At 56.0% G+C, this 21,229-nt stretch carries 20 protein-coding genes; 12 read left to right on the forward strand and 8 right to left on the reverse strand.

Annotation, left to right across the window (positions count from 1 at the left end; translation table 11 throughout):
* Positions 1-3: 3 nt before the first annotated feature.
* From moaA to R1T41_RS12165, 3 genes are all read right to left on the reverse strand, one after another.
* Entirely contained in the window at positions 4-1,002 is a 999-nt protein-coding gene (gene moaA / locus R1T41_RS12155; RefSeq protein ID WP_062959870.1) for a GTP 3',8-cyclase MoaA, read from the reverse strand.
* A gap of 192 nt (positions 1,003-1,194) precedes the next feature.
* Positions 1,195-2,028 (reverse strand): hypothetical protein, encoded by an 834-nt coding sequence (locus R1T41_RS12160; protein WP_062952928.1) that lies wholly within the window; start codon positions 2,026-2,028, stop codon positions 1,195-1,197.
* A gap of 162 nt (positions 2,029-2,190) precedes the next feature.
* Positions 2,191-2,376 carry a DUF3553 domain-containing protein gene (locus tag R1T41_RS12165; RefSeq protein WP_007091313.1) on the reverse strand — a complete coding sequence of 62 codons (186 nt, stop codon included), beginning with the start codon at positions 2,374-2,376 and terminating at the stop codon, positions 2,191-2,193.
* A gap of 303 nt (positions 2,377-2,679) precedes the next feature.
* Between R1T41_RS12165 and R1T41_RS12170 the strand changes: the two genes are divergently transcribed.
* From R1T41_RS12170 to R1T41_RS12195, 6 genes are all read left to right on the forward strand, one after another.
* The gene (locus R1T41_RS12170) at positions 2,680-3,288 is read left to right on the forward strand and encodes a histidine phosphotransferase family protein (protein WP_317337260.1); all 609 of its coding nucleotides are present in this window, start codon (positions 2,680-2,682) and stop codon (positions 3,286-3,288) included.
* Between the two features lie 141 nt (positions 3,289-3,429).
* The gene (locus R1T41_RS12175; RefSeq protein WP_317337261.1) at positions 3,430-6,120 is read left to right on the forward strand and encodes a chemotaxis protein CheW; all 2,691 of its coding nucleotides are present in this window, start codon (positions 3,430-3,432) and stop codon (positions 6,118-6,120) included.
* Between the two features lie 16 nt (positions 6,121-6,136).
* A complete protein-coding gene (locus tag R1T41_RS12180; protein ID WP_007091316.1) occupies positions 6,137-6,643 on the forward strand; it encodes a chemotaxis protein CheW in 507 nt (168 codons plus the stop codon).
* Between the two features lie 84 nt (positions 6,644-6,727).
* Complete coding sequence (locus tag R1T41_RS12185) at positions 6,728-7,093, forward strand: PleD family two-component system response regulator (RefSeq protein WP_062952925.1); 366 nt, start codon at positions 6,728-6,730, stop codon at positions 7,091-7,093.
* Between the two features lie 69 nt (positions 7,094-7,162).
* The gene (locus R1T41_RS12190; RefSeq protein WP_317337262.1) at positions 7,163-8,881 is read left to right on the forward strand and encodes a chemotaxis protein CheB; all 1,719 of its coding nucleotides are present in this window, start codon (positions 7,163-7,165) and stop codon (positions 8,879-8,881) included.
* Positions 8,882-8,887: 6 nt separating this feature from the next.
* On the forward strand, positions 8,888-10,198 hold the full coding sequence (locus R1T41_RS12195) for a protein-glutamate O-methyltransferase CheR (protein WP_317337264.1): 1,311 nt from the start codon (positions 8,888-8,890) through the stop codon (positions 10,196-10,198).
* Between the two features lie 111 nt (positions 10,199-10,309).
* Here R1T41_RS12195 and ctrA read toward each other — a convergent pair whose 3' ends face one another.
* A complete protein-coding gene (gene ctrA, locus R1T41_RS12200) occupies positions 10,310-11,008 on the reverse strand; it encodes a response regulator transcription factor CtrA (RefSeq protein ID WP_007091320.1) in 699 nt (232 codons plus the stop codon).
* Positions 11,009-11,411: 403 nt separating this feature from the next.
* Here ctrA and fliI point away from each other — a divergent pair, with 403 nt between their 5' ends.
* Positions 11,412-12,911, forward strand: a complete 1,500-nt coding sequence (gene fliI / locus R1T41_RS12205) for a flagellar protein export ATPase FliI (protein ID WP_317337265.1) — start codon at positions 11,412-11,414, stop codon at positions 12,909-12,911.
* Between the two features lie 54 nt (positions 12,912-12,965).
* Entirely contained in the window at positions 12,966-13,394 is a 429-nt protein-coding gene (locus R1T41_RS12210) for a flagellar FliJ family protein (RefSeq protein WP_317337266.1), read from the forward strand.
* Between the two features lie 6 nt (positions 13,395-13,400).
* On the opposite strand, the gene R1T41_RS12215 is transcribed toward R1T41_RS12210, so the two are convergent.
* A complete protein-coding gene (locus tag R1T41_RS12215) occupies positions 13,401-13,883 on the reverse strand; it encodes a YbaK/EbsC family protein (protein ID WP_317337268.1) in 483 nt (160 codons plus the stop codon).
* Positions 13,880-14,617, reverse strand: a complete 738-nt coding sequence (locus R1T41_RS12220) for a TerC family protein (protein WP_062952918.1) — start codon at positions 14,615-14,617, stop codon at positions 13,880-13,882. Before R1T41_RS12220 ends, R1T41_RS12215 begins: the two co-directional genes overlap by 4 nt.
* Before the next feature lie 208 nt (positions 14,618-14,825).
* Between R1T41_RS12220 and R1T41_RS12225 the strand changes: the two genes are divergently transcribed.
* The 4 genes from R1T41_RS12225 (at position 14,826) to R1T41_RS12240 (ending at position 19,123) form a co-directional block, all read left to right on the forward strand.
* A complete protein-coding gene (locus R1T41_RS12225) occupies positions 14,826-16,055 on the forward strand; it encodes an ABC transporter substrate-binding protein (protein WP_317337270.1) in 1,230 nt (409 codons plus the stop codon).
* A gap of 6 nt (positions 16,056-16,061) precedes the next feature.
* The gene (locus tag R1T41_RS12230; RefSeq protein ID WP_317337271.1) at positions 16,062-17,747 is read left to right on the forward strand and encodes an ABC transporter permease; all 1,686 of its coding nucleotides are present in this window, start codon (positions 16,062-16,064) and stop codon (positions 17,745-17,747) included.
* 7 nt (positions 17,748-17,754) lie between these two features.
* Positions 17,755-18,432: an ATP-binding cassette domain-containing protein gene (locus R1T41_RS12235; RefSeq protein WP_317337272.1), complete on the forward strand. Its 678-nt coding sequence runs from the start codon at positions 17,755-17,757 to the stop codon at positions 18,430-18,432.
* A gap of 136 nt (positions 18,433-18,568) precedes the next feature.
* The gene (locus R1T41_RS12240; protein WP_317337273.1) at positions 18,569-19,123 is read left to right on the forward strand and encodes a 2OG-Fe(II) oxygenase; all 555 of its coding nucleotides are present in this window, start codon (positions 18,569-18,571) and stop codon (positions 19,121-19,123) included.
* Here R1T41_RS12240 and R1T41_RS12245 read toward each other — a convergent pair whose 3' ends face one another.
* Together R1T41_RS12245 and R1T41_RS12250 are read right to left on the reverse strand one after the other, a co-directional pair.
* Positions 19,124-19,525: a hypothetical protein gene (locus R1T41_RS12245; protein WP_097051037.1), complete on the reverse strand. Its 402-nt coding sequence runs from the start codon at positions 19,523-19,525 to the stop codon at positions 19,124-19,126. It lies immediately after the preceding gene.
* Between the two features lie 103 nt (positions 19,526-19,628).
* Positions 19,629-21,227 carry a hypothetical protein gene (locus R1T41_RS12250; protein ID WP_317337274.1) on the reverse strand — a complete coding sequence of 533 codons (1,599 nt, stop codon included), beginning with the start codon at positions 21,225-21,227 and terminating at the stop codon, positions 19,629-19,631.
* Between the last annotated feature and the right edge of the window lie 2 nt (positions 21,228-21,229).

Raw genomic sequence — 21,229 nt, forward strand, 5'->3', positions numbered from 1 at the left:
TAACTAGCCGCCGGTCATGCTCATATGGCGGCCGACTGCCGGTTTCTGACCTTTGCGGTCGATGACGAAATCATGCCCCTTGGGTTTAAGCAGCATGGCTTCGTCAAGCAGCCGGTCAAGGGCTTCTGCCTCGCCCGAACGCAGGGCTGCGCGCAGATCAACGTGGTCTTCCTGCCCAAGGCACATGTAAAGTGTGCCGGTGCAGGTCACGCGCACGCGGTTGCAGCCTTCGCAGAAATTATGGGTAAGCGGCGTGATGAAACCAAGACGCCCGCCGGTTTCCGCCACCGTGACATAGCGTGCCGGGCCGGGGGTGACATGGTTGCTGGGCACCAGAGTATATTCCTGTTCCAGCCGTTCACGAACAGCGGTCAGTGGCAGATACTGATCGGTGCGATCCCCGTCGATATCGCCAAGCGGCATGGTTTCAATCAGGCAAAGATCAAAGCCTTCCTTGCCACACCAGGCGACAAGACGGGAAATTTCGTCTTCGTTGAAATTGCGAAGGGCGACCGTGTTGATCTTGATCTTGAGCCCCGCCTGTTTGGCGGCTTCAAGCCCGCTTAACACCTGTTCAAGGCGGCCGCGGCGGGTGATTTCGGCGAATTTCTGATGATCAAGGCTATCAAGCGAGATGTTGAGCCGTTTGACACCAAGGCGCGCCAGATCATCGGCATAGGTGGCAAGCTGGCTGCCATTCGTCGTCATGGTCAGTTCGTCAAGCGCACCGGATTTAAGATGGCGCGACAAATCCCTGATCAGGTCCATGATGCCACGGCGCACCAGCGGTTCGCCACCGGTCAGGCGCAATTTGCGCACTCCGCGCGCGATGAAGGCCGAACAGAGCTGATCGAGTTCCTCAAGTGTCAGGACTTCGGATTTTGGCAGAAAGATCATGCTTTCGGCCATGCAATAGGTGCAGCGGAAGTCACAACGGTCCGTCACCGATACCCGTAGGTAGGATACGTGACGGCCATATTTGTCGATCAGCGGTCTGGTCATGGCGATGGCGCTTGTTTCTGTTTTGCGGGTCCGGAAACGCTATGTAGTGCGCAAGTTCGACTTTTGCACAGGGGGGATCGATTTGGCCACCCCGATTTGCGATGAAATCATCACCTTTCCGTCAGATAGGACAAAAAACCGCGGGGAATATCCACCGCGGTTTTTTTGGGTTGTCGGGGAATGACCGGTTGCCTATTTCCAGTTATCGGCTTCGCGGATATGAAGGGCTGCGATATCGCGATCAAGGGCTGCCATGACATTGCGCAGGGTTTCGACATTCTCGCTGCCAAGCTTGGCCACCAGTTCGGCCGAACGTTCCGGCTTGGACAGGGCAGCGCGAACATCGCGAAACAGCGAGCGCAGCAGACGCGCGCAGTGCTCTTCGGTAAAGACCCAGGCATGATCGCCATGCGGCAGATTGTCGTTAATAAGCTGGATCATCCACTGTTTACGGCGTTCGTAATCCTTGAAATGCAGCGCCATGCGCGCAAATACCAGATTAAGCCGGTTGGCGACCTGTGGTTCTTCTGCCAGATGATCCCAGTAATCAGTTGGATCACGAAGTTCGTCATCCTCGTCGGCATGCTGGTCGATGATGGTCTGGATTTCGCCGTCGATTTCCTGAAGCATATCCATGCCGACCATCATGCGGATGACCTTGAAGAAAGGCTGCAGGATTTCGCGTGACAGTGCGCCATGTTCAAGATCGCCTGCTTCGCGGCCTTCAAGCTGATGGGCAAAGCGACTGACCAGAAGGCGGCCCAGTGGATCGTGGCGCACAGCCGCATTCTGACGGGCCTTGACGGTATCGACATCGGTTTCAAGTGTCATCCATGCCGCATCAAACAGCTTGTCCTGTCCGCGCAGGGTTTCAAGCGCGCTTGAAATCTGATCAGTGCTAACGGTTCCACCGTGGGCCTTGGCTTGTTCCATGAGGCTGGCGGCAAATTGTTCGAGCACAGAGAATGCAGCGGTGTAGTGACGCTGTTTGAAGCTGTCCCGCGGTGGTTTGACGATTGCAATCATTTCCCGTTCCGACCCTGTTATCATTGAAGCCAGTGCGCCCGGGGGGGCTGCCCGGTAGCCTGATGCATGCGACCTTGCGTATCAAATTTCGTTTAATACGCCGAAATGTTTAACATTTTCGTTTCAGCAAGTTCCATGCCATGCGCAAGCATGATGGTGAACCTATTCATAGCCGACCGCAGCCTCGACAATTTCAAGCACGACATGGCGCGGACGGATGATCTGGCGCCCGGCTTCTTCGAAATTCACCGCGATCCTGTCGCCGTCGACTGCCTGAATACGCCCGAGGCCCCAATCGGGTTGACCGGGATGGCGGACAATGGTGCCAGGGGTCAGCAGGAAATCCATGATCATGCTCTTTTGTCTGATGTTGGTATCTTCAATATAGTCAGGCAATACGCCGGGAACAAATGCTGTGCAATGATGGCAATCACATATTTTGGAACTGGGTAAAATTTGCCGGTTTGCAAATGCGGCAAAAATCCGGGGGCTAAAGAAGGTTTTAACACATCTGGCTGCAATCTGGGCGCGGATTGCAGTTGCCCGGTCCGGTTCGTCCCGAATATCGCCGGAAGGTACTGTGCAAATCGCGCATTGCTTTGGGGAAGCGGTGCGGACCTGTTGAACAGAATTCTTGGAGATACCCGTTATATGGAACAGGACAGAGCAGTGGAACTGATCCTGATCGAGCTGATCAGCTCGCGCATTTGCCACGACCTTGTCGGGCCGGTGGGGGCTGTGAATGCCGGTGCCGAACTGATGGGGGAAGCTGGTGTTGCCGATGACGAGGCGCTTGCGCTGATGCGCAAAAGCGGGCTTGAGGCCGCGCGTCGTTTACAATTGTTCCGGCTGGCATTCGGTCGCGCGGGCAACAGTGTTGATACAAAATCGATGCGTGATGCGGTTGCCCAGAGTTTCGAGGCCGAAGGCAAGGTGACCTTGCAATGGGACGAGATTGGAATTGATCCAGCTCATGGACGGCTTGTGCTTAATATGGTGATGTTGGCCCGTGAAGCCCTGCCGTTTGGCGGGGATATCCGTGTGATGCGCGAATCCGAAGGCAGAATTACGGTTAATGCGGCGGGTAAACGGGCGGCATTCCGGCCGGATATCGAAAATGTCATGAAAAACGAAGTGTCGCCGGAAGAGCTTGATCCCCGGACCGTGCATGGCTTTTTCCTGCGAAATCTTGCGCATCGGACCGGTGGTGCGCTTTCGGTCTTGCAAGACGACGGAAATGTTGCATTGATCTATGATTAAAAAAAAGACCTGCGGGTCTGGTAATACCGTGTGCTAGGTTCTACGTAAGTAACGGATTGAACGTGTGTTTCGCGCACTGGTCGTAGGGATGGGCGTTCCTGTTCCGGCAGCGTCTGACTGTCGGAGATGTGGAGGGGGTATATGGACGATCTTTTAAGTGAATTCCTGACAGAGACTTCGGAAAGCCTGTCGACGCTTGACGTCGAACTGGTGAAACTGGAGCAAAATCCGAATGATCCGGATATTCTGTCGAATATTTTCCGCCTGGTGCACACCATTAAAGGGACTTGCGGGTTCCTTGGTTTGCCACGACTGGAAGCTGTTGCGCATGCCGGTGAAAACGTGCTCGGCAAAATTCGCGACGGTGAACTGGTCGTAACGCCGGATGCGGTGACGCTCGTTCTTGAGTCCATCGACACCATCAAATATCTGTTGAGCGAGCTTGAGCAGAACGAAACAGAACCGGACGGCAACGATGCCGATCTGATCGCGCGGCTTAACCATTTTGCCGATACCGGCACGATCATGGGAGGCAGCGCCGCACCGGCAGCAGCCGCCCCGCTCGAGGAAGCACCCGCTGAAGAAGTGCCGATGACTGACGACGAACGGTTGCAGGCGATTTTCGATGCGACCGAAGTCGATCCCGATATTCAGGAACCGGAGCCAGAGCCGGAGAAACCCGCACCGGCGGCAGCCCCGCCAGCAGCGGCGAAGTCGCAGGCCGTTGCACCGGCAAAGGCAGCAGCATCCGAGGGACCAAAGGCCGAAGCGCCACGTGGCGAGGCCAAGGAAAGTTCCGTCGCAGCCCAGACGATCCGCGTCAACGTTGAATTGCTTGAAAACCTGATGACACTGGTTTCCGAGCTTGTCCTGACCCGTAACCAGCTTCTGCAGATGGTTCGTGGCAAGGATGACAGCGAATTTACCGTTCCTTTGCAGCGTCTGTCGCACATCACTACCGACCTTCAGGAAGGTGTGATGAAGACCCGTATGCAGCCGATCGGCAATGCCTGGGCGAAGCTGCCGCGTATTGTTCGTGACCTCGCGCTCGAGATGAACAAGAAAATCGATCTGCAGATGATCGGTGCCGATACGGAACTTGACCGTCAGGTGCTTGAACTCATCAAGGATCCGCTGACCCACATGGTTCGCAACTCTGCCGACCACGGTCTGGAAGATATTCCGGGGCGCCGGGAAGCAGGCAAGCCGGAAACCGGTACTGTCACGCTGAACGCCTATCACGAAGGTGGTCACATCATCATCGAGATTTCCGATGATGGTCGCGGGCTTAATATCGAACGGATCAAGGCCAAGGCGATTGCCAACGGTCTCGCAAGCGAGAGCGATCTTGACGGTATGGCGGACTCGCAGATTCACCAGTTCATTTTCAAGGCCGGTTTCTCGACCGCCGAAAAGGTGACTTCGGTTTCGGGACGTGGCGTCGGTATGGACGTTGTCCGTACCAACATTGAAAAGATTGGTGGTACGGTCGAACTGAAATCGGTCGAAGGCCGCGGGTCGACCTTCATCATCAAGATTCCGCTGACCCTTGCCATCGTTTCGGCACTGATCGTTGAAAGTGGCGGCGAACGCTTTGCCATTCCGCAGATCAGCGTTCTGGAGCTGGTTCGTGCTTCAAGCAATTCCGATCATTCGATCGAACGTATTCACGATACGCCGGTCCTGCGCTTGCGCAACCGTCTGCTGCCACTGGTCACGCTCAAGAAAATTCTTGGCCTTGATGATGGTGAAACGACGGTCGATGACGTGGATGAAGAAGCCTTCATCGTCGTCACGCAGGTGGGTACCTATTCTTTCGGTATCATCGTTGACCGCGTGTTCGACACCGAGGAAATCGTGGTCAAGCCGGTTGCACCGATCCTGCGCGATCTGTCGCTGTTCTCGGGGAATACCATCCTTGGCGACGGCAGCGTGATCATGATCCTTGATCCGAACGGCATTGCTACCCGGACCGGCGAAATCACCGTTGGCGGTTCGCAGGGTGTCGAAAGCAAGGCGCGTTCTGATACCGGTGATCGCGAAACGACTTCCATGCTGGTCTTCCGGGCTGGCGGGTCCGAAATTCGTGCAGTGCCGCTTGCACTTGTCGCCCGTCTCGAGGAAATCGATGTCGAAAATATCGAATACTCGAACGGTCGCCCGCTGGTGCAGTATCGTGGCAAGCTGATGCCGCTGGTCTTTATCGATGGTTCCTATCAGATGAAGAGCGAAGGTCGTCAGCCGACCTTGGTATTCCAGGACCGCGAACGGACCATGGGTCTTGTGGTGGACGAGATCGTCGACATTGTCGATGACGTCCTGAACGTTGAACTGACAGCCGATCAGGATGGTCTGGTTGGTTCGGCGGTGATTGATGGCAAGGCAACCGATCTGATTGATGCCGGTTACTATCTGGAACTGGCGTTCTCGGACTGGTTCGGCCACGAGGATACTGGCGGCGAGAAGAAGCGTGTTCTTCTGATCGATGACAGCCCGTTCTTCCGCAACCTTCTTACGCCGATGTTATCGGTGTCCGGTTTCCGTGTCATTGCGGTCGAGAATGCCGAACAGGCGCTTGATCTTAAAAATCGCGGGGAAATTTTCGACGCGATCATCAGTGATATCGAAATGCCGGGCATGAACGGTTTCGAATTTGCCGAAAGCCTGCAGAATGATGAACATTGGGGCGATACCCCGATCATCGCGCTGTCTTCGCACACCAGCGAGGAAGACTTCGAACGGGGTCGTCAGGTTGGCTTTAGCGACTATGTCGCGAAATTCGATCGAGATGCGCTGGTATCGACGCTGATCCAGACGCTGAGCGCAGTGTAAATCGGGGAAAAGTCCAATGAGCGATAAAAAGGCACTCGTCCCGAGCAAAGAACAGAGCACGGCCCTTGACCTTGGCGGGGCAACGAAGGATTTCGTTACCGCCTATATCGGCAAGCAGTTGTTCGGTATTCCGGTTCTGACGGTTCAGGATGTTCTTGGTCCGCAGCGTATCACCCGCATTCCGCTGGCTCCGCCAGAGGTGGCAGGGTCGCTGAACCTGCGCGGTCGTATCGTGACGGCAATCGATGTTCGCAAACGTCTTGGTCTTCGTGAACGCGAAGATGATGTACCGGGCATGAGCATTGTGGTCGATCAGGGTGGCGAACTTTACAGCCTGATGGTCGATCAGGTTGGCGAGGTTCTGAGCGTTCCGCAAAAGGCATTCGAACAGAATCCGGCGACGCTTGATCCGCGCTGGCGCGAATTTTCCGATGGCATTTTCCGCCTCGACAAGAAGCTTCTTGTCATTCTGGACGTAACCCGTCTGCTTGATTTTACCGTTTCGGTAAAACAGGCGGGCTAGGTATGATAGTATGTGCCGGGTGCAAAATGCATCCGGTACAATGCCGGTATTGGCTTAACGATCTAATTTGCGAGAAGGAAGTCGATGAAGAGTTGTCTCGTCGTCGATGATTCGAAAGTCATCAGAATGGTGGCACGCCGTATCCTTGAAGAAATGGGATTTGCGGTCATTGAGGCTGTGGATGGGCAGGAGGCAATTGATCGATGCCTTGAAGCCATGCCAGACGCGGTGTTGCTTGATTGGAACATGCCGGTGAAAAGCGGGATTGATTTCCTGCGGGAACTGCGCGCAGCACCTGGTGGCGATGAGCCCGTCGTCGTGTTCTGCACCACAGAAAACGATCTCGAGCACATTCAGGAGGCCATTACGGCCGGTGCGAACGAGTATATTATGAAGCCGTTCGACAGCGAGATCATCCAGGCAAAATTTGAGCAGGTGGGTCTGATTTAAGGTTCCTGTCAGCGTCGCTGTGCATTTGCCTTGGTTTTGGTCCGGTTGCTCTAACGGGAACGTCGGTACGTGGAAGACACGCCAATCCATCCGCCCTATAAAGTCCTGATTGTCGACGATTCCGCAATCGTGCGTGGTCTGGTAACCCGTATGTTGCAGGAAGACGACGATATCGAGGTCGTCGGTTCCGTCGCCAATGGCGAGGATGCCCTTGTGGTTATGCGCAAGGAAATCGGGATCGAGGCTGTTGTTCTTGATATCGAAATGCCGGTCATGGATGGCCTGACGGCATTACCCAAACTTCTTGAAATTGATCCGACGGTCCGGGTGATCATGGCATCAACCCTGACCAAGCGAAATGCCGATATCAGTTTCCAGGCGATGACGCTTGGTGCGGTGGACTACATTCCCAAGCCCTCATCGGCCAAGGACCTTAATGTTGGCGAAGGCTTCCGGGCCGAGCTGCTGGACAAGGTCAAGGCATGGGCCGAACAGCGTCGCAAGATGCTTGGCGCTGAGCAGGGCCGTTACGAGGATCAGGCCGAGAATGTCGTGCCGGTTCCCGAAAACCCGGATGCCGCGCCGGAACACGATGTTCCACCAGCCAGCGATGAAGATGATCATGGCAATGCAAAGCCGGATGGGACGGATGCCCCTGCGCCGTTCCGGGCCGAGCTTTCGGTCGAACATCAGACTTTGCATAAACCGGGACGGGTACAGCGAAAGCGTTTCACCGCCGAACTGCGCCCGCGACCGACGCATCAGCCCGGTCGTCACGGACCGATGTCGACCCGCCCGATACCCCAGCCACAGCATCAGCCGCCGCAACATCCGCAACCGGCTCCAGCAAATACCGATGCCAAGGCTGCCGGTGCAGCGGCTTTGACGCGTGATGCTGCCCCGTCTGCAGCCGCGACGCAGCCGCGTGATCCGGGTCGGCTGATCCGTGAGGCAGCCATTGCTGCAGGCGATACCAAGGCCGTTAATGCTGGTATCAAGCCATCTCGTCCGGCAGGCAGCACCATTGTTTCCAGCGGGGCGACCGCACGTAATGCACCGGTTAAACCGGCTCCCCAGCGTGCCGCTCCGGCCGCACGCAGTCCAGCAGCTGCGGCTGCTGCGCGTGCCAAGGCACCTGCCGGTGCCGCGGCACCCGCGCCAGCACGACGCGCGATGACAACGGGGCAGATCAGTCTTCTTCCGGAAAAACGCATCAATGTCGAAGTGATTGCGATCGGCAGTTCGACCGGTGGTCCGCAGGCTTTGTTTGAAGTGCTACGCGGGCTTGCCGGTGTGCGGCAACCGATTTTCATCACCCAGCATATGCCTGCGACCTTTACCACAATCCTTGCAGAACACATCACGCGTCTGACGGGGCTTAAATGCCAAGAAGGCCAGACCGGCATGCCAATTCAGGGTGGGCAGGTTTACCTTGCCCCTGGGGATTACCACATGGTGGTAGAGGGCCGCGGTAACAGCAGGAAAATTGTTCTGAACCAGAACCCGCCTGAAAATTTCTGTCGTCCGTCGGTTGACCCGATGCTGCGCAGCCTTGTTGAAAGCTATGGTGGTAATATACTGACGGCTATCCTTACAGGTATGGGGCAGGATGGTATGTTGGGCGGGCGTGCTGTTGTGGGTGCCGGGGGAATGGTTGTTGCGCAGGACGAGCAGACAAGCGTTGTGTGGGGAATGCCGGGTGCCGCAGCGCATGCAGGCATTTGTTCAGCGGTTCTCCCCGTGGGTGGCATCGCGGCCTATATCAAAAAATTTGCAGGGGGTCGTTAAGCCGAGATGATGAGGCCGGAAGACTTCGATTTCGTTAGCAGACTGATAAAGTCAAAATCCGGGCTCGTTCTGAGCCAGGACAAGACGTATCTGCTCGAAAGCCGGCTGATGCCGATTGCGCGCAAGCGCGGGCTCAAGGACCTGACTGAACTGATTGCGGCGTTGCGCGGTGGTGACCGTGTCCTTGTCGAGGAAGTCGTTGATGCGATGACGACCAACGAGAGCTTCTTCTTCCGAGATACCAAGCCGTTCGACCAGTTTCGCCATGTCGTTCTGCCGCACATGATCAAGGAACGTGCTTCCAAACGTCATCTGCGGATCTGGTGTGCAGCTGCGTCCTCGGGGCAGGAACCCTATTCGCTGGCGATGATCCTTGATGAATTTAAAACCCAGCTTTCAGGCTGGCGGGTTGAAATTATCGGGACAGATATTTCGCGCGAAATCCTGACCAAGGCTCGTGCGGGTCTTTATTCCCAGTTCGAAGTCCAAAGGGGCCTTCCGATCCAGCTTCTGGTCAAGTATTTCCAGAAGAAAGAGGACCAGTGGCAAATCTCGCAGGAAATCCGGTCCAAGGTTCAATACAAGGAATTCAACCTGCTCGATGATTTCCGTCCTTTGGGGCAGTTTGACATCGTCTATTGCCGCAACGTGCTGATTTATTTTGATCAACCGACCAAGACCGATGTACTGGCGCGTATTTCGGCATTGATGCCCGATGACGGTTTCCTGTTCCTTGGCGGAGCAGAGACGGTTCTGGGCATTTCCGACAAATTCAAACCGCTGGCACGCCAGCGCGGCATTTATCAGCTGAACCGTCCGGGAGCCCCGGATGTGGATGTTTCTGCGCTGGAAAAAATTCAGGCAGGCGGCGCTGCTGCGACGGCCGGGGCGGGTGTTGCGACGGGAGGCTTTGCCTTTCCGAAACCAAAGCATATGCAGAATGCAGCGGGTGGTACGACTGCCGGTGCCGGAACCGCAACGCAGCCGCGTCCGGGGCTTTCGACCGGAACCGCCGCGCGCCCGGCAACCACCACGGGCACCGGTTCAACCGGGACAGCGACCCGACCGTTGACAACAGGAACAACCGGTACTGCAGGCAGCACATATTCGCGCCCATCTTCGACCGGGACCAGCAGCACCGGTTCCGCCGGCACAGCCGGATCAACGTATCGTCGTCCATTGGGAACGACCGGTTCGACGGGAAGCACACCGCCTGCACGACCATCCAGCGGAACAGGCAGTACGGGGACCGGTACAACGCGCCCGTCGACCACGTTTGATCGTTCGCGTTTCGGTAAACCCGAAGACAAGAAATAGAAAACCGGTACTTCTCGGTAAGCCATAAAGTACAAAGCAAAACGCCCCGATGAAGCATCGGGGCGTTTTTGACTTTGGGCACAGCGGAACGCGACGGCAGATGCGTTGCGATCAGGCGGCTGCGCTACTGTTGACGTCCGGGTCGCGCAGGACATAGCCCCGGCCCCAAACCGTATGGATGTAGTTGTCACCCTTGGTGGCTGACTGGATTTTCTTGCGCAGTTTGCACACGAAAACGTCGATGATCTTGAGTTCCGGCTCGTCCATCCCGCCATAGAGATGGTTCAGGAACATTTCCTTGGTCAATGTCGTGCCCTTGCGCAGCGACAGCAATTCAAGGATGCCATATTCCTTGCCGGTCAGATGCAGCGGCGATCCGTCAACATCAACGGTGCGTGCATCAAGGTTCACATTGAGCCTGCCGGTGGCAATCATCGATTGGGCATGGCCGCGCGACCGGCGAACGATCGCCTGAATACGTGCCAGCAATTCGACCTTGTCAAACGGCTTGGTCAGATAGTCATCCGCACCGAAACCAAGTCCTTTGACCTTGTCTTCGGTTTCGGTCAACCCCGACAGGATAAGCACCGGAGTTTCAACGCGTGCGTCGCGTAACCGTCTGAGAACTTCATAACCGTCGATATCCGGCAGCATGAGGTCCAGAAGAATAATATCGTAATCATAAAGTTTACCGATCTCGAGGCCATCCTCCCCAAGATCCGTGGTATCGACAACCATGCCTTCTGATTTCAACATCAACTCGATGCTGTCAGCAGTGGCATTGTCGTCTTCGACAAGCAGCACCCGCATGTTCCGCTCCGTTACCGTGTTCCGCAAAAATTCCGTGTTGATCCGGCTTATTCCGACAAGCGCCCCAACGATTGCCGTGTGGAAATTTTATTCCATTCCGTTAACGATACGTTGCTTTGCGACTCGTGGCAAGCAGGCGAGTCGCATCTTGTTAACTTTTTTTCACCGATAAAGGCGACTCGGTTCCGGAATGTGAAGTTTCCCAACGGTTTGCGCCGTTAACGACCATGCATGCCGATACCGGATTTTTAATGCCGATTTGGCATATACGGGTTTTTAATACCGTTTATGACACTTATATCTGGTGCGACGCGGACGAATTTGCCACCCTTTGACAGGATGGTGACGATAAAATTCCGGATCGCATCACGTATCGACACCCGTCAGACAGAAAAGTGCAAACGTGTTTCAGATTGGCCGAAACATCATCGCCGAACTTCGCCGCATTCCCGATTACAGGATTGTTGGGCGGGTTACGGCTGTTTTGGGGCTGCTGGTCGAGATTGGCGGGGTCGAAGGCGCACTATCGGTTGGGGATCGTTGCAAGGTCAAACGCCGGGATGGCGAGGCCGTCATTTGCGAGGTTGTCGGTTTCCGGAATGAACGCGCTCTTTTGATGCCGTTCGGGATGCTTGACGGCATCGGTATCGGTTGCGAGGTCGAACTGGCCGACACCCAGCCACAGGTCTATCCCGATGAAAGCTGGCTTGGGCGTGTGGTCAACGCATTCGGGCAACCGGTCGACGGCAAGGGTCCTCTGACCGAAGGTCCAATACCCTATCCGATCCGCAATGCACCGCCATCCGCCCATTCGCGCCAGCGTGTTGCCGGAAAGATCGATCTGGGTGTGCGCGCGATGAACACCTTCCTGACCTGTTGCCGGGGGCAACGTATGGGGATTTTCGCCGGGTCGGGTGTGGGTAAATCCAGCTTGCTGTCGATGATGACCCGCCACACGACATCCGATGTATCGGTCGTCGGTCTGATTGGCGAACGTGGCCGCGAAGCACGCGAATTCATCGAAGACGATCTGGGCGAAGAAGGTCTCCGCCGTTCCGTCGTCGTCGTTGCCACATCGGACGAACCGCCGCTGATGCGTCGTCAGGCAGCCTACATGACGATGGCACTGTCGGAGTTTTTCCGTGATACTGGGCGCGATGTCCTGTGCATGATGGATTCTGTAACCCGTTTTGCCATGGCCCAGCGTGAAATCAGCCTGTCGGTGGGCGAGCCGCCTGCGTCAAAGGGCTATACACCGACGGTATTTGCCGAATTGCCGCGTCTTTTGGAACGTGCCGGGCCGGGCGGGCCGGGGCAGGGATCGGTCACTGGCCTCTTTACCGTGCTGGTCGATGGCGATGATCATAACGAACCGATTTCCGATGCGGTGCGCGGTATTCTTGACGGGCACGTTGTGCTGGATCGCGCAATTGCCGAACAGGGACGATATCCGGCCATCAATATTTTACGCAGTGTGTCGCGTACCATGCCGGGCTGCAATAACGAGCATGAAAACCAGATCGTTTCGCGTGCTCGCCAGTTGCTGGCGACATATGAGGACATGGCCGAACTGATCCGTCTGGGGGCCTATCGTCTGGGGACGGACCCGAAGGTGGACGAGGCAATCCATTACTTCCCGCTGATCGAGGAATTCCTGAAGCAGCGCAAAACCGAATGCACCCGTCTGGCCGACGGTTATGCTGAATTGGCACGTCGTCTTGATCTGGCACCTGCCCAGCAGGAAGCCCCTGATGGGGCTGGTCAACCGGCAGCCAATCCGCAAGGCGCAACCGTCATGGAACGCAATCGTCTTCGGCCCCAAGTTAACAGTCGTTCAACCGCCGCAAATGCGGGGAATGATCTGAATGCAGCGAAGCGTGCGCTTCGGCGTGATCAGCAATGAGATCATGATCATGCTGAAATGCGGTGCCAGCGATATTTCGGATAACTGACAGCGATGGCCAAGGATTTCAAAACCCTGATACGTATGCGCAAATGGGCCCTGGATGACAAACGCCGTGAACTTGGCGAGATGCAGGGTGTGCTGAATAATCTTCTGGCGGAAAAGAATGCACTGGAAAAAGCGGTGGTCGAAGAGCAGAAGGTGGCGGCCGAAAACCCCGAACTTGCCGGTTTCGCCTATGGATCTTTTGCCAGTGCTGTCATTGCCGAGCGCGCGGCACTGGTCAAACGGATATCCGATCAGGAAGTCAAAATTGACGCGTTCCGTGACGAGGTCGCCGATGCATTCAAGGCCGTGAAAACCGCCGAAATTGCCGAACGCAACCGCGTCGAGGCGGAGCGTGCGGAAGAAGACCGCAAGGAACAGGCCGAACTTGATGAAATCGGTGCACGTTCCGCCACCCGTGATGATGGCCTGATTTAAGTTGGGTCAGGCCGAGATCGAAACACCTGTTTCAACGCCGGTTACCCGGCGGAGTTCGTCCGGGGGCATGGCAAAGACCGTCTTGGGTGTTCCTGCCGCCAGCCAGATCGTTTTTTTCGACAGCAGTTTTTCATCAATCAGGGTTTCGACTGGTCCGACATGGCCAAAGGGCGGCACGCCGCCAATGGCATAGCCGGTCGAGGTGCGGACATCGTCTGCCGTCGCCTTACGGATCGAAAGGCCGCCGATCAGTCCGGCAACGCGTTTTTCATCGACCTGATCGGCACCGTTCATGATGATCAGGATTGGTTTGTGGCGTTCGGTCATGAACACCAGTGATTTTCCGATATCACTGATATCGCAGCCGATTGCCGATGCGGCATCCGCAGCTGATCTTGTGCCATCGGGAAATTCCAGCACCTTGATATGATCAAGGCCATGCTTGTCGAATGCATTTTTCAGGCACGAAGGAGGTGCGACCTGTTTCATTTGGTGGCTCCGAGCTCTTTGGCTTTGCGTTTACGCTTCTGATTGATCAGGTTCAGCGTTTCTACCCCAAGGCTGAATGCCATCGCGAAATAGATGTAACCTTTGGGGACATGGATTTCGACACCGTCCAGCAGCAGGACAAATCCGACCAGGATCAGGAAGGCCAGTGCCAGCATTTTGACCGATGGGTGTTTCTCAACAAAATCGCCAATTGTTTTGGCCGCAGCCAGCATGACGAGAACCGACAGAACAACCGCGATCATCATGATCGATATATGATCGACCAGTCCAACGGCGGTAATCACACTGTCGAGCGAGAAGATGATATCAAGCAGCATGATCTGGGCTATGGTCATCGCAAAGCCCGACATGATCTTGCCCGGTCCGTGTTCTTCGGGTTCGTCGATTGTGTGATGAATTTCCTTGGACGCCTTGGCAATCAGGAACAACCCGCCGACAATCAGAATAAGATCCCGGCCACTGACTTCCTGCCCGAAGGCGGAAAACATCGGGGCAGTCAGTTCCATCACCCATGCGATACAGGCCAGAAGCACAAGCCGCATGCCCATCGCCCCGATCAGGCCGATACGGCGTGCCGATTTCTGCTGATTTTGCGGGAGTTTGGATACGATCACCGACAGGAAAACAATATTATCGATGCCCAGCACGATTTCGAGCGCGGTCAGGGTGGCAAGCCCCATCCACATATGCGGATCCGTGACCCATTCAAACATGATCTGTTCCCGTTTCTGTGTTCCTGACCGCGATTTCCGCAGCACCGATAAGGTGTAATCACCAGCCATCTAACGCAAGCGTGAATTGATTTTAGTCTGCCAAGATTGGAAAAATGATGGCAACAAAAACAAACAGGTAACGCGGATGACGCCCGATTGTTTCAATCGGCTGTTATTTGTGGCCCATCCAGTAACAAGGATTTCCAAGATGCGCGTTTTTCTTGCCGGTCTGAGCATTGTCGCCGGTCTCGCGACAGCAGCGGTTACCATCCCTGCCAAGGCCGACCCGGCACCCGATATCGGCAACTGGCAATCGGTTCTGGATCAGGCGCGCGGCCAAACGGTTTACTGGCATGCCTGGGGTGGGGAGCCGCGTATCAATGATTACATCGCATGGGCTGGTGCGCAGGTGCAGGAACGTTATGGCGTAAATGTCGTACAGGTAAAACTTTCCGACACCGCTGATGCGGTGGCAAAGGTGCTTTCGGAAAAGACGGCTGGCGTTGATGATGGCGGGGCGGTCGATATGATCTGGCTGAACGGTGAAAACTTCGCCGCCATGAAGCGCAATGATCTTTTGTTCGGTCCATGGGCGGAACAGACGCCGAATTTTGCCTATGTCGATGTCGAAGGCAAGCCAACCGTCATCAATGATTTCACGATACCGACCATGGGTCTTGAAGCGCCGTGGGGCATGGCGCAGGTCAGTTTCTATTATGACACCGCACGCCTTGATAGCGTGCCCAAATCAGCACAGGAACTTCTGGAATGGTTGGTTAAACATCCGGGGCGCTTTACCTATCCTCAGCCGCCAAACTATATGGGTTCGACCTTCCTGAAACAAATCCTGACCGAACTGGTTGAAGACCCCAAAGTTCTGCAACAGCCTGCAAATCAGGTAGATGCCGAAAAGGTATTGGCACCACTTTGGGGATATCTTGAAGATTTGCAGCCGCTATTGTGGCGCAATGGACAAGCCTACCCGCAAAACGGCGCGTCATTGCGCACGATGATGGCCGATAACGAGATCGATATCGCGTTTTCGTTCAGTTCCGGCGAAGTGTCATCTGCGATCGAGGCGATGGAGCTGCCCGATACAGTCCGGTCCTATGTGTTTGACAACGGCACGCTTGGCAATACCAACTTCGTTGCCATTCCCTATAACGCATCTGCCAAGGCAGGGGCGGTTGTACTGGCCGATTTTCTGATGTCGCCCGAAGCCCAGTTGCGTAAACAGGATCCGCAATATTGGGGGGCCGATACGGTACTGGCGATGGATAAACTTCCTGCGGATATGCAAAAGGCCTTTGCCGATCTTGATCTCGGCATCGCGTCGCTGTCTCCTTCCGAACGTGGGACGGTTTTGCCGGAACCGCATCCAAGCTGGATGGAACTGGTTGAAACCGAATGGCAGAAACGTTATGGCGTGGCCGAATAGACATACATGCTGAGGTTTTTTCCGGCTTTCACCCTTATTCTGATGATCGGTCCGGTTTGCGCCGGGCTGATCGGAACGATGTTGCCTGCATTCGGGTATCTTCCGGCGCTTGGCGGTGACGGAATATCGATTGATCCTTGGCGTGATTTGTTACGTCAGCCCGGATTGGCGATTTCTGTGCGGCTATCGCTTGTGAACGGACTTGTTGCCACCCTGATCTCGTTTTCACTTGTCATGCTGTTCTGTGCGGCGTGGCAGGGCACGCGGATTTTTGCGGTGATGCAGCGGTTATTGTCACCAATCTTGTCCGTGCCACATGCTGCTGCGGCTTTTGGTTTGGCATTTCTGATTGCACCAAGCGGCTGGATTGTTCGGGCGGTGGCACCGTTTGCCGGATGGGATCGACCGCCTGATATCGTGACCTTGCATGACCCGATGGGAATTGCCCTTATTGCCGGGCTGGTTGCCAAGGAAATTCCGTTTCTGTTGTTGATGACACTTGCCGCCTTGCCGCAGGCAGATGCAGACCGGACCCGTCAGGTGGTTCTGACGTTTGGCTATGGTCGTGTGGTCGGCTGGCTGAAAGCCGTGTTGCCGCGGATCTATCCGCAAATCCGTTTGCCGGTATTGGCGGTGCTGGCTTATTCAACCTCTGTTGTTGATGTCGCGATGATCCTTGGCCCAACGACACCGGCCCCTCTGGCGGTACGTATTCTGGGCTGGTTGTCCGACCCGGACCTGTCGCATCGTTTTCTGGCCTCTGCCGGGGCGATGTTGCAGTTGATCCTTGTGCTTATGGCGATTGGGATCTGGTGGGGAGGGGAAAAGCTGGCCGGATTTTGGGGGTGTTTCTGGGCCGAAGGCGGGATGCGCGGACGACGGGATGGAACCCTTCGCCGTTTTGCTGCGGGTGCGGCTATCCTCTCGGCAGGGGCCGTGTTCCTTGGGCTGGCAAGTCTTCTGGTCTGGAGCTTTGCCGGATACTGGTCGTTTCCGGAATTCCTGTCACGCAGTTTCAGTCTGCGTCTCTGGATGCGGGAATACGACATGCTGGGCGCGATACTGTGGACGACACTTGTGATTGCAGTCTTATCGGTGATGGTTGCGATTGCACTTGTTCTTGGATGTCTTGAAAACGAAACTCGCCGGTTCCAAAAACCGGGGCAGGGGGCGATGTTATTGATTTATCTGCCGCTTTTGATGCCGCAGATCAGCTTCATGTTCGGGCTTCAGGTGTTTTTCACTGGTATCGGGCTGGAACGTACGTTGATTTCTGTCGTGATCGTTCACTTAATTTTTGTGCTGCCCTATGTTTTTCTATCACTTGCCGATCCGTTTCGCGCCCTTGATCCGCGATATGGACAAACGGCCCTTTGCCTTGGAGCATCACCGGCACGGGTGTTCTGGCGGGTCCGGTTGCCTTTGCTGACCCGTGCGGTTCTGACGGCTTGTGCGGTCGGTCTTGCGGTCAGTGTCGGGCAATATCTGCCAACCCTTTTGATCGGAGCGGGGCGGTTTGCCACGGTAACGACCGAGGCGGTTGCACTGGCGTCGGGCGGAGACCGGAGGATGATCGGGATTTACGGGCTTTTGCAGATGATCTTGCCTTTTGCCGGTTTTGCTCTGGCTCTTCTGATCCCGGCTGTTGTGTTCCGTCAGCGGCGCGGCATGGCCGACCATAACAGGGGATAGTTGGCATATGAGCAGAATCCTCAACCCCGATAGCACCACATCCAGCGGACTTGAATTGCGCCGGGTTTCCATTCGCCTGAATGGGCGGGGGCTGGTTGATATTGATATCGTGATCAAACCGGGCGAGATCGTGACGCTTATGGGGCCAAGCGGTTCGGGGAAGTCCAGCCTGCTTGCGCATATTTGTGGAACATTGCCATCGGGCCGTGCCGCCGGGTTTGAGGTTGGCGGGCAGGTCGTGTTGAACGGAATGTCGCTGGATGGTTTGGCACCACAGGATCGTCATGTCGGTATTCTGTTTCAGGATGACCTTCTGTTTCCGCATTTATCGGTTGGGGGTAATCTGGCATTTGCCCTGCCGTCAACCATCCGCGGGCGCGACGAACGCAGGCAACGGATTGATGAAGCACTTGAAAGTGCCGGGCTTGGTGGCTTTACCGACCGTGATCCTGCGACATTATCCGGGGGCCAACGTGCGCGCGTGGCCTTGATGCGGGTGCTGTTGTCCGAACCCGATGCGCTTTTGCTTGATGAACCGTTTTCAAAGCTCGATACCGAATTGCGCGACCAGATCAGAACCTTTGTTTTTGATCAGGCACGTTTGCGCGGTCTGCCGACCCTTATGGTCACCCATGATCCCGAGGACGGGGCTGCGGCGGGTGGCAGGATCGTGAATCCGGTATAGCATGCAGGCGGTTTCTGCATGATTTTCACGCTGGTCAATCCGGGCGTTTGGTCCTAAGAGAAACCCACCGCAAAGAATTGTCTTGGGTCCGGGATACAAAATCAAAAGGCCCATGCGGCATCGGAGAATGTCGTGAATGTTTCCAGAAAAAATGTATGCAATCGTTCCGGATGCGCTCGATACCGCAACCTGCGACCGGTTGATTGACGGATTTTCGACCGAGCTTGATGACGGCGGCCTTGTTCAGGGACAATCGGCAAGTCATATCCGCCGCTCACAGATCACCTGGTTCAACGAAACGCAGGAACCGGTCGTGATGCGGCGCATTATCGACATGGTCGCGGACGTCAACCGCAATGTGTTTGATTTTTCTCTGTCGGAGTTTGCCGAAGACGCACAGATCGCCTGCTATGCCGGGGATCAGCGCGGCCATTATGACTGGCACAGCGACGTTGGCGCATCCGATATTGCACGCCGTCGCAAACTGACCATGGTGATCCAGCTATCCGAACCCAACCAGTATGAAGGCGGTTTGTTGCAGCTAAACCCGGCGGGGCATGTTTTTGATGCGCCGATGGAACGTGGCACGGCGATCTTTTTCCCGAGCTTCGTTTTGCACCGGGTGGCACCGACCACCGCGGGCCTGCGTTATTCCCTGACCCAATGGGTGCACGGAACACCTTTCCGCTGATCAGTAGCGTTCCAGCCGGTCGAGCAGGCGCGGATTATGCCATTTCGGCTGGCGGTCTTCGAGTGCGGCTTCGTGGTGCTGGACGCTGGCATTGTCGGCCTTTTGTTTATCAAGGCGCAAATTGATCCAGCGCGGAATGATCTCATTGTTGAAATCTTCCATCAGAAGCACGGCGGCTGTTTCGAAATTGTCGAACGGAATACGGGCGATTTCGGCAAAGTATGCCGTCAGACAATCCGGTCTGAGGATCAGCCGGTCAGGAACATAACGCAGCGTCATGCGTGCTGGAAAAACGGTTTCGCATCCGGTCAGCTCGCTTTGTAACGTCACGACATAGTCAAGCTGCGCCCCCGGATTATGTTCGGTCAGCAACAGGTTTCGACGTTCAAATATTTCCAGCATCGGCGCGACCTGTGATTATTCAGATGAATATTCAAGATTACTCCTGCCCGGCAGGAACGAAAAGGCTTCATTTCAAGGACATATCCCGGCATAGCCGAAAAGCTTATGCTTCGATCCCGTGATGGGAACCCGGCTTGGGTTCGTTGGCCGGTGGGGCGATTTCGACGAAGCGGCTACCATCCTGAAAAATCAGGTGGCCCTTATAGCCGGAAATCTGCAATGCCTCGCGGAAGATACCGCGGATGTCGTCACGATTATTCGATTGCAGCGGATTTTCAGTGCGCACGATCAAATCGAACTTGCTGTCTTCGCCTTTGACCAGACCGTCAAGCTGGGTGTGGCCCACCTCGCTAAAAGACAGATCAAGCAGGAAACGCGTACCGGGTTCTTCCTTTTCGCCCTTTTCGTTTTCACCGTCGCCATGTCGCCACGCAAGGCGCACCTGTTCGATCCGTTCGCCCATCTGAAACGGCATCGGCATCACACGCCAGCCATCGGGGCGTTCATCGGCGGCCATACCGCGCAGGGTGGCAAAATCACCTTCAAGCTTTTTGAGGATATCACTGCCGCGGCCGTCGATTGATGACAGGCTGTTGCTGGCACGGTCCCCCATCCAGCCGCGTGCGGTGCCACCAGGGCCGGTCATGGCCGCGAAAAAGAACATCATGGTGGTGGTCAGTTTCGGTCCGGCCTGCGGGATGCTGTTTAACAGGGCTGCTGCCGCACCGGGATCATGTTGTGCCAGTGCCGTAACGGCCTGCTGCAGGCTGCTCCAGTCACGCGACAAGGCGGCATTCTGGCCGCGTGCAATCAATTCCGCCTCGGTCATTTGGGAGATTTGGGGGCTGCGTCCGGTCGTGGTGCTGGCATCAATGCTGAATGAAAGGGTCGCACCAACGGGCGCTGGAACCGGCAATCTGATTCCTACGACACCAGCAGATGTACGAAGGGCAGTAAAGCCATTTGGTAACATGCGGGCTTCGGCGCTGTCAGGGGGCAGAACAGTCCCTGTCAGAACCAGCGGTGTCGGGGCCGTGCCCCCAGACCCGCCTGCAACGACCTGACCGGCAAGACCCGCTGTCGAAGGCCCTGTCAAAGTACCACCGGTAGCAATCGTCGGGGGGGTGCCGGTTGTTCCCGCGGAAGTCATATTTGCAATCTGGGCGGCTTTCCCGGCGCTGACGGCACCTTGTCCGACAAAGATAACCTGTGTCTGGCTTCCGGCAGGCAACTGGCTGCCATTGGGCAGCGTCAGGCTGCTTGTTGTGATGGCGCCAAAGGTTTGACCGGGGATCAGCGGATTGCTGTTGATGCCCGCAGTTGGCAAACCGCTGCCAGTTCCGGTTGCCCCCGGTGTCAGTGTTTGCGGCAGAACCTGAAGACGAAGGGATGCTGCTGGATCGCTTCCCTGCTGCGCCTGGGGTATGATACGAACCCACAGGAAGTCACCAAGATTGGCTGGAATTGGTGTCGGCAGCTTTATGTTCACCTGACCCAGACTGGTCAGAAGAGTCAATTCATTGCCCGAACGTGATTGGACCGACGCCTGAAGCAGGCTTTCGACCGGCAGTTTGGCAATGGCATTGGCGACCTGTTGCGCGGCACTGACCTGTGCCGGTGGCGTGCCTGTCCCACCTGCCGCCGAACCACCCTGACCGCCGACTGCGGTACCGGGTGTTATGGCCTGAGGCGGGAGTGTCATGG

This window comes from Thalassospira lucentensis, assembly GCF_032921865.1.
GTDB classification, from domain to species: domain Bacteria; phylum Pseudomonadota; class Alphaproteobacteria; order Rhodospirillales; family Thalassospiraceae; genus Thalassospira; species Thalassospira lucentensis_A.

What these genes read in the sequence shown, in the direction of transcription:
- moaA (WP_062959870.1), bottom strand. Translation starts at nt 1,002, where the DNA reads ATGACCAGACCGCTGATCGACAAATATGGCCGTCACGTATCCTACCTA.
- R1T41_RS12220 (WP_062952918.1), bottom strand. Translation starts at nt 14,617, where the DNA reads ATGTTTGAATGGGTCACGGATCCGCATATGTGGATGGGGCTTGCCACC.
- R1T41_RS12215 (WP_317337268.1), bottom strand. Translation starts at nt 13,883, where the DNA reads ATGAAACAGGTCGCACCTCCTTCGTGCCTGAAAAATGCATTCGACAAG.
- R1T41_RS12160 (WP_062952928.1), bottom strand. Translation starts at nt 2,028, where the DNA reads ATGATTGCAATCGTCAAACCACCGCGGGACAGCTTCAAACAGCGTCAC.
- R1T41_RS12175 (WP_317337261.1), top strand. Translation starts at nt 3,430, where the DNA reads ATGGACGATCTTTTAAGTGAATTCCTGACAGAGACTTCGGAAAGCCTG.
- R1T41_RS12245 (WP_097051037.1), bottom strand. Translation starts at nt 19,525, where the DNA reads ATGCTGGAAATATTTGAACGTCGAAACCTGTTGCTGACCGAACATAAT.
- R1T41_RS12235 (WP_317337272.1), top strand. Translation starts at nt 17,755, where the DNA reads ATGAGCAGAATCCTCAACCCCGATAGCACCACATCCAGCGGACTTGAA.
- R1T41_RS12230 (WP_317337271.1), top strand. Translation starts at nt 16,062, where the DNA reads ATGCTGAGGTTTTTTCCGGCTTTCACCCTTATTCTGATGATCGGTCCG.
- R1T41_RS12165 (WP_007091313.1), bottom strand. Translation starts at nt 2,376, where the DNA reads ATGGATTTCCTGCTGACCCCTGGCACCATTGTCCGCCATCCCGGTCAA.
- R1T41_RS12225 (WP_317337270.1), top strand. Translation starts at nt 14,826, where the DNA reads ATGCGCGTTTTTCTTGCCGGTCTGAGCATTGTCGCCGGTCTCGCGACA.
- R1T41_RS12170 (WP_317337260.1), top strand. Translation starts at nt 2,680, where the DNA reads ATGGAACAGGACAGAGCAGTGGAACTGATCCTGATCGAGCTGATCAGC.
- R1T41_RS12180 (WP_007091316.1), top strand. Translation starts at nt 6,137, where the DNA reads ATGAGCGATAAAAAGGCACTCGTCCCGAGCAAAGAACAGAGCACGGCC.
- R1T41_RS12240 (WP_317337273.1), top strand. Translation starts at nt 18,569, where the DNA reads ATGTTTCCAGAAAAAATGTATGCAATCGTTCCGGATGCGCTCGATACC.
- ctrA (WP_007091320.1), bottom strand. Translation starts at nt 11,008, where the DNA reads ATGCGGGTGCTGCTTGTCGAAGACGACAATGCCACTGCTGACAGCATC.
- R1T41_RS12250 (WP_317337274.1), bottom strand. Translation starts at nt 21,227, where the DNA reads ATGACACTCCCGCCTCAGGCCATAACACCCGGTACCGCAGTCGGCGGT.
- R1T41_RS12210 (WP_317337266.1), top strand. Translation starts at nt 12,966, where the DNA reads ATGGCCAAGGATTTCAAAACCCTGATACGTATGCGCAAATGGGCCCTG.
- R1T41_RS12185 (WP_062952925.1), top strand. Translation starts at nt 6,728, where the DNA reads ATGAAGAGTTGTCTCGTCGTCGATGATTCGAAAGTCATCAGAATGGTG.
- R1T41_RS12195 (WP_317337264.1), top strand. Translation starts at nt 8,888, where the DNA reads ATGATGAGGCCGGAAGACTTCGATTTCGTTAGCAGACTGATAAAGTCA.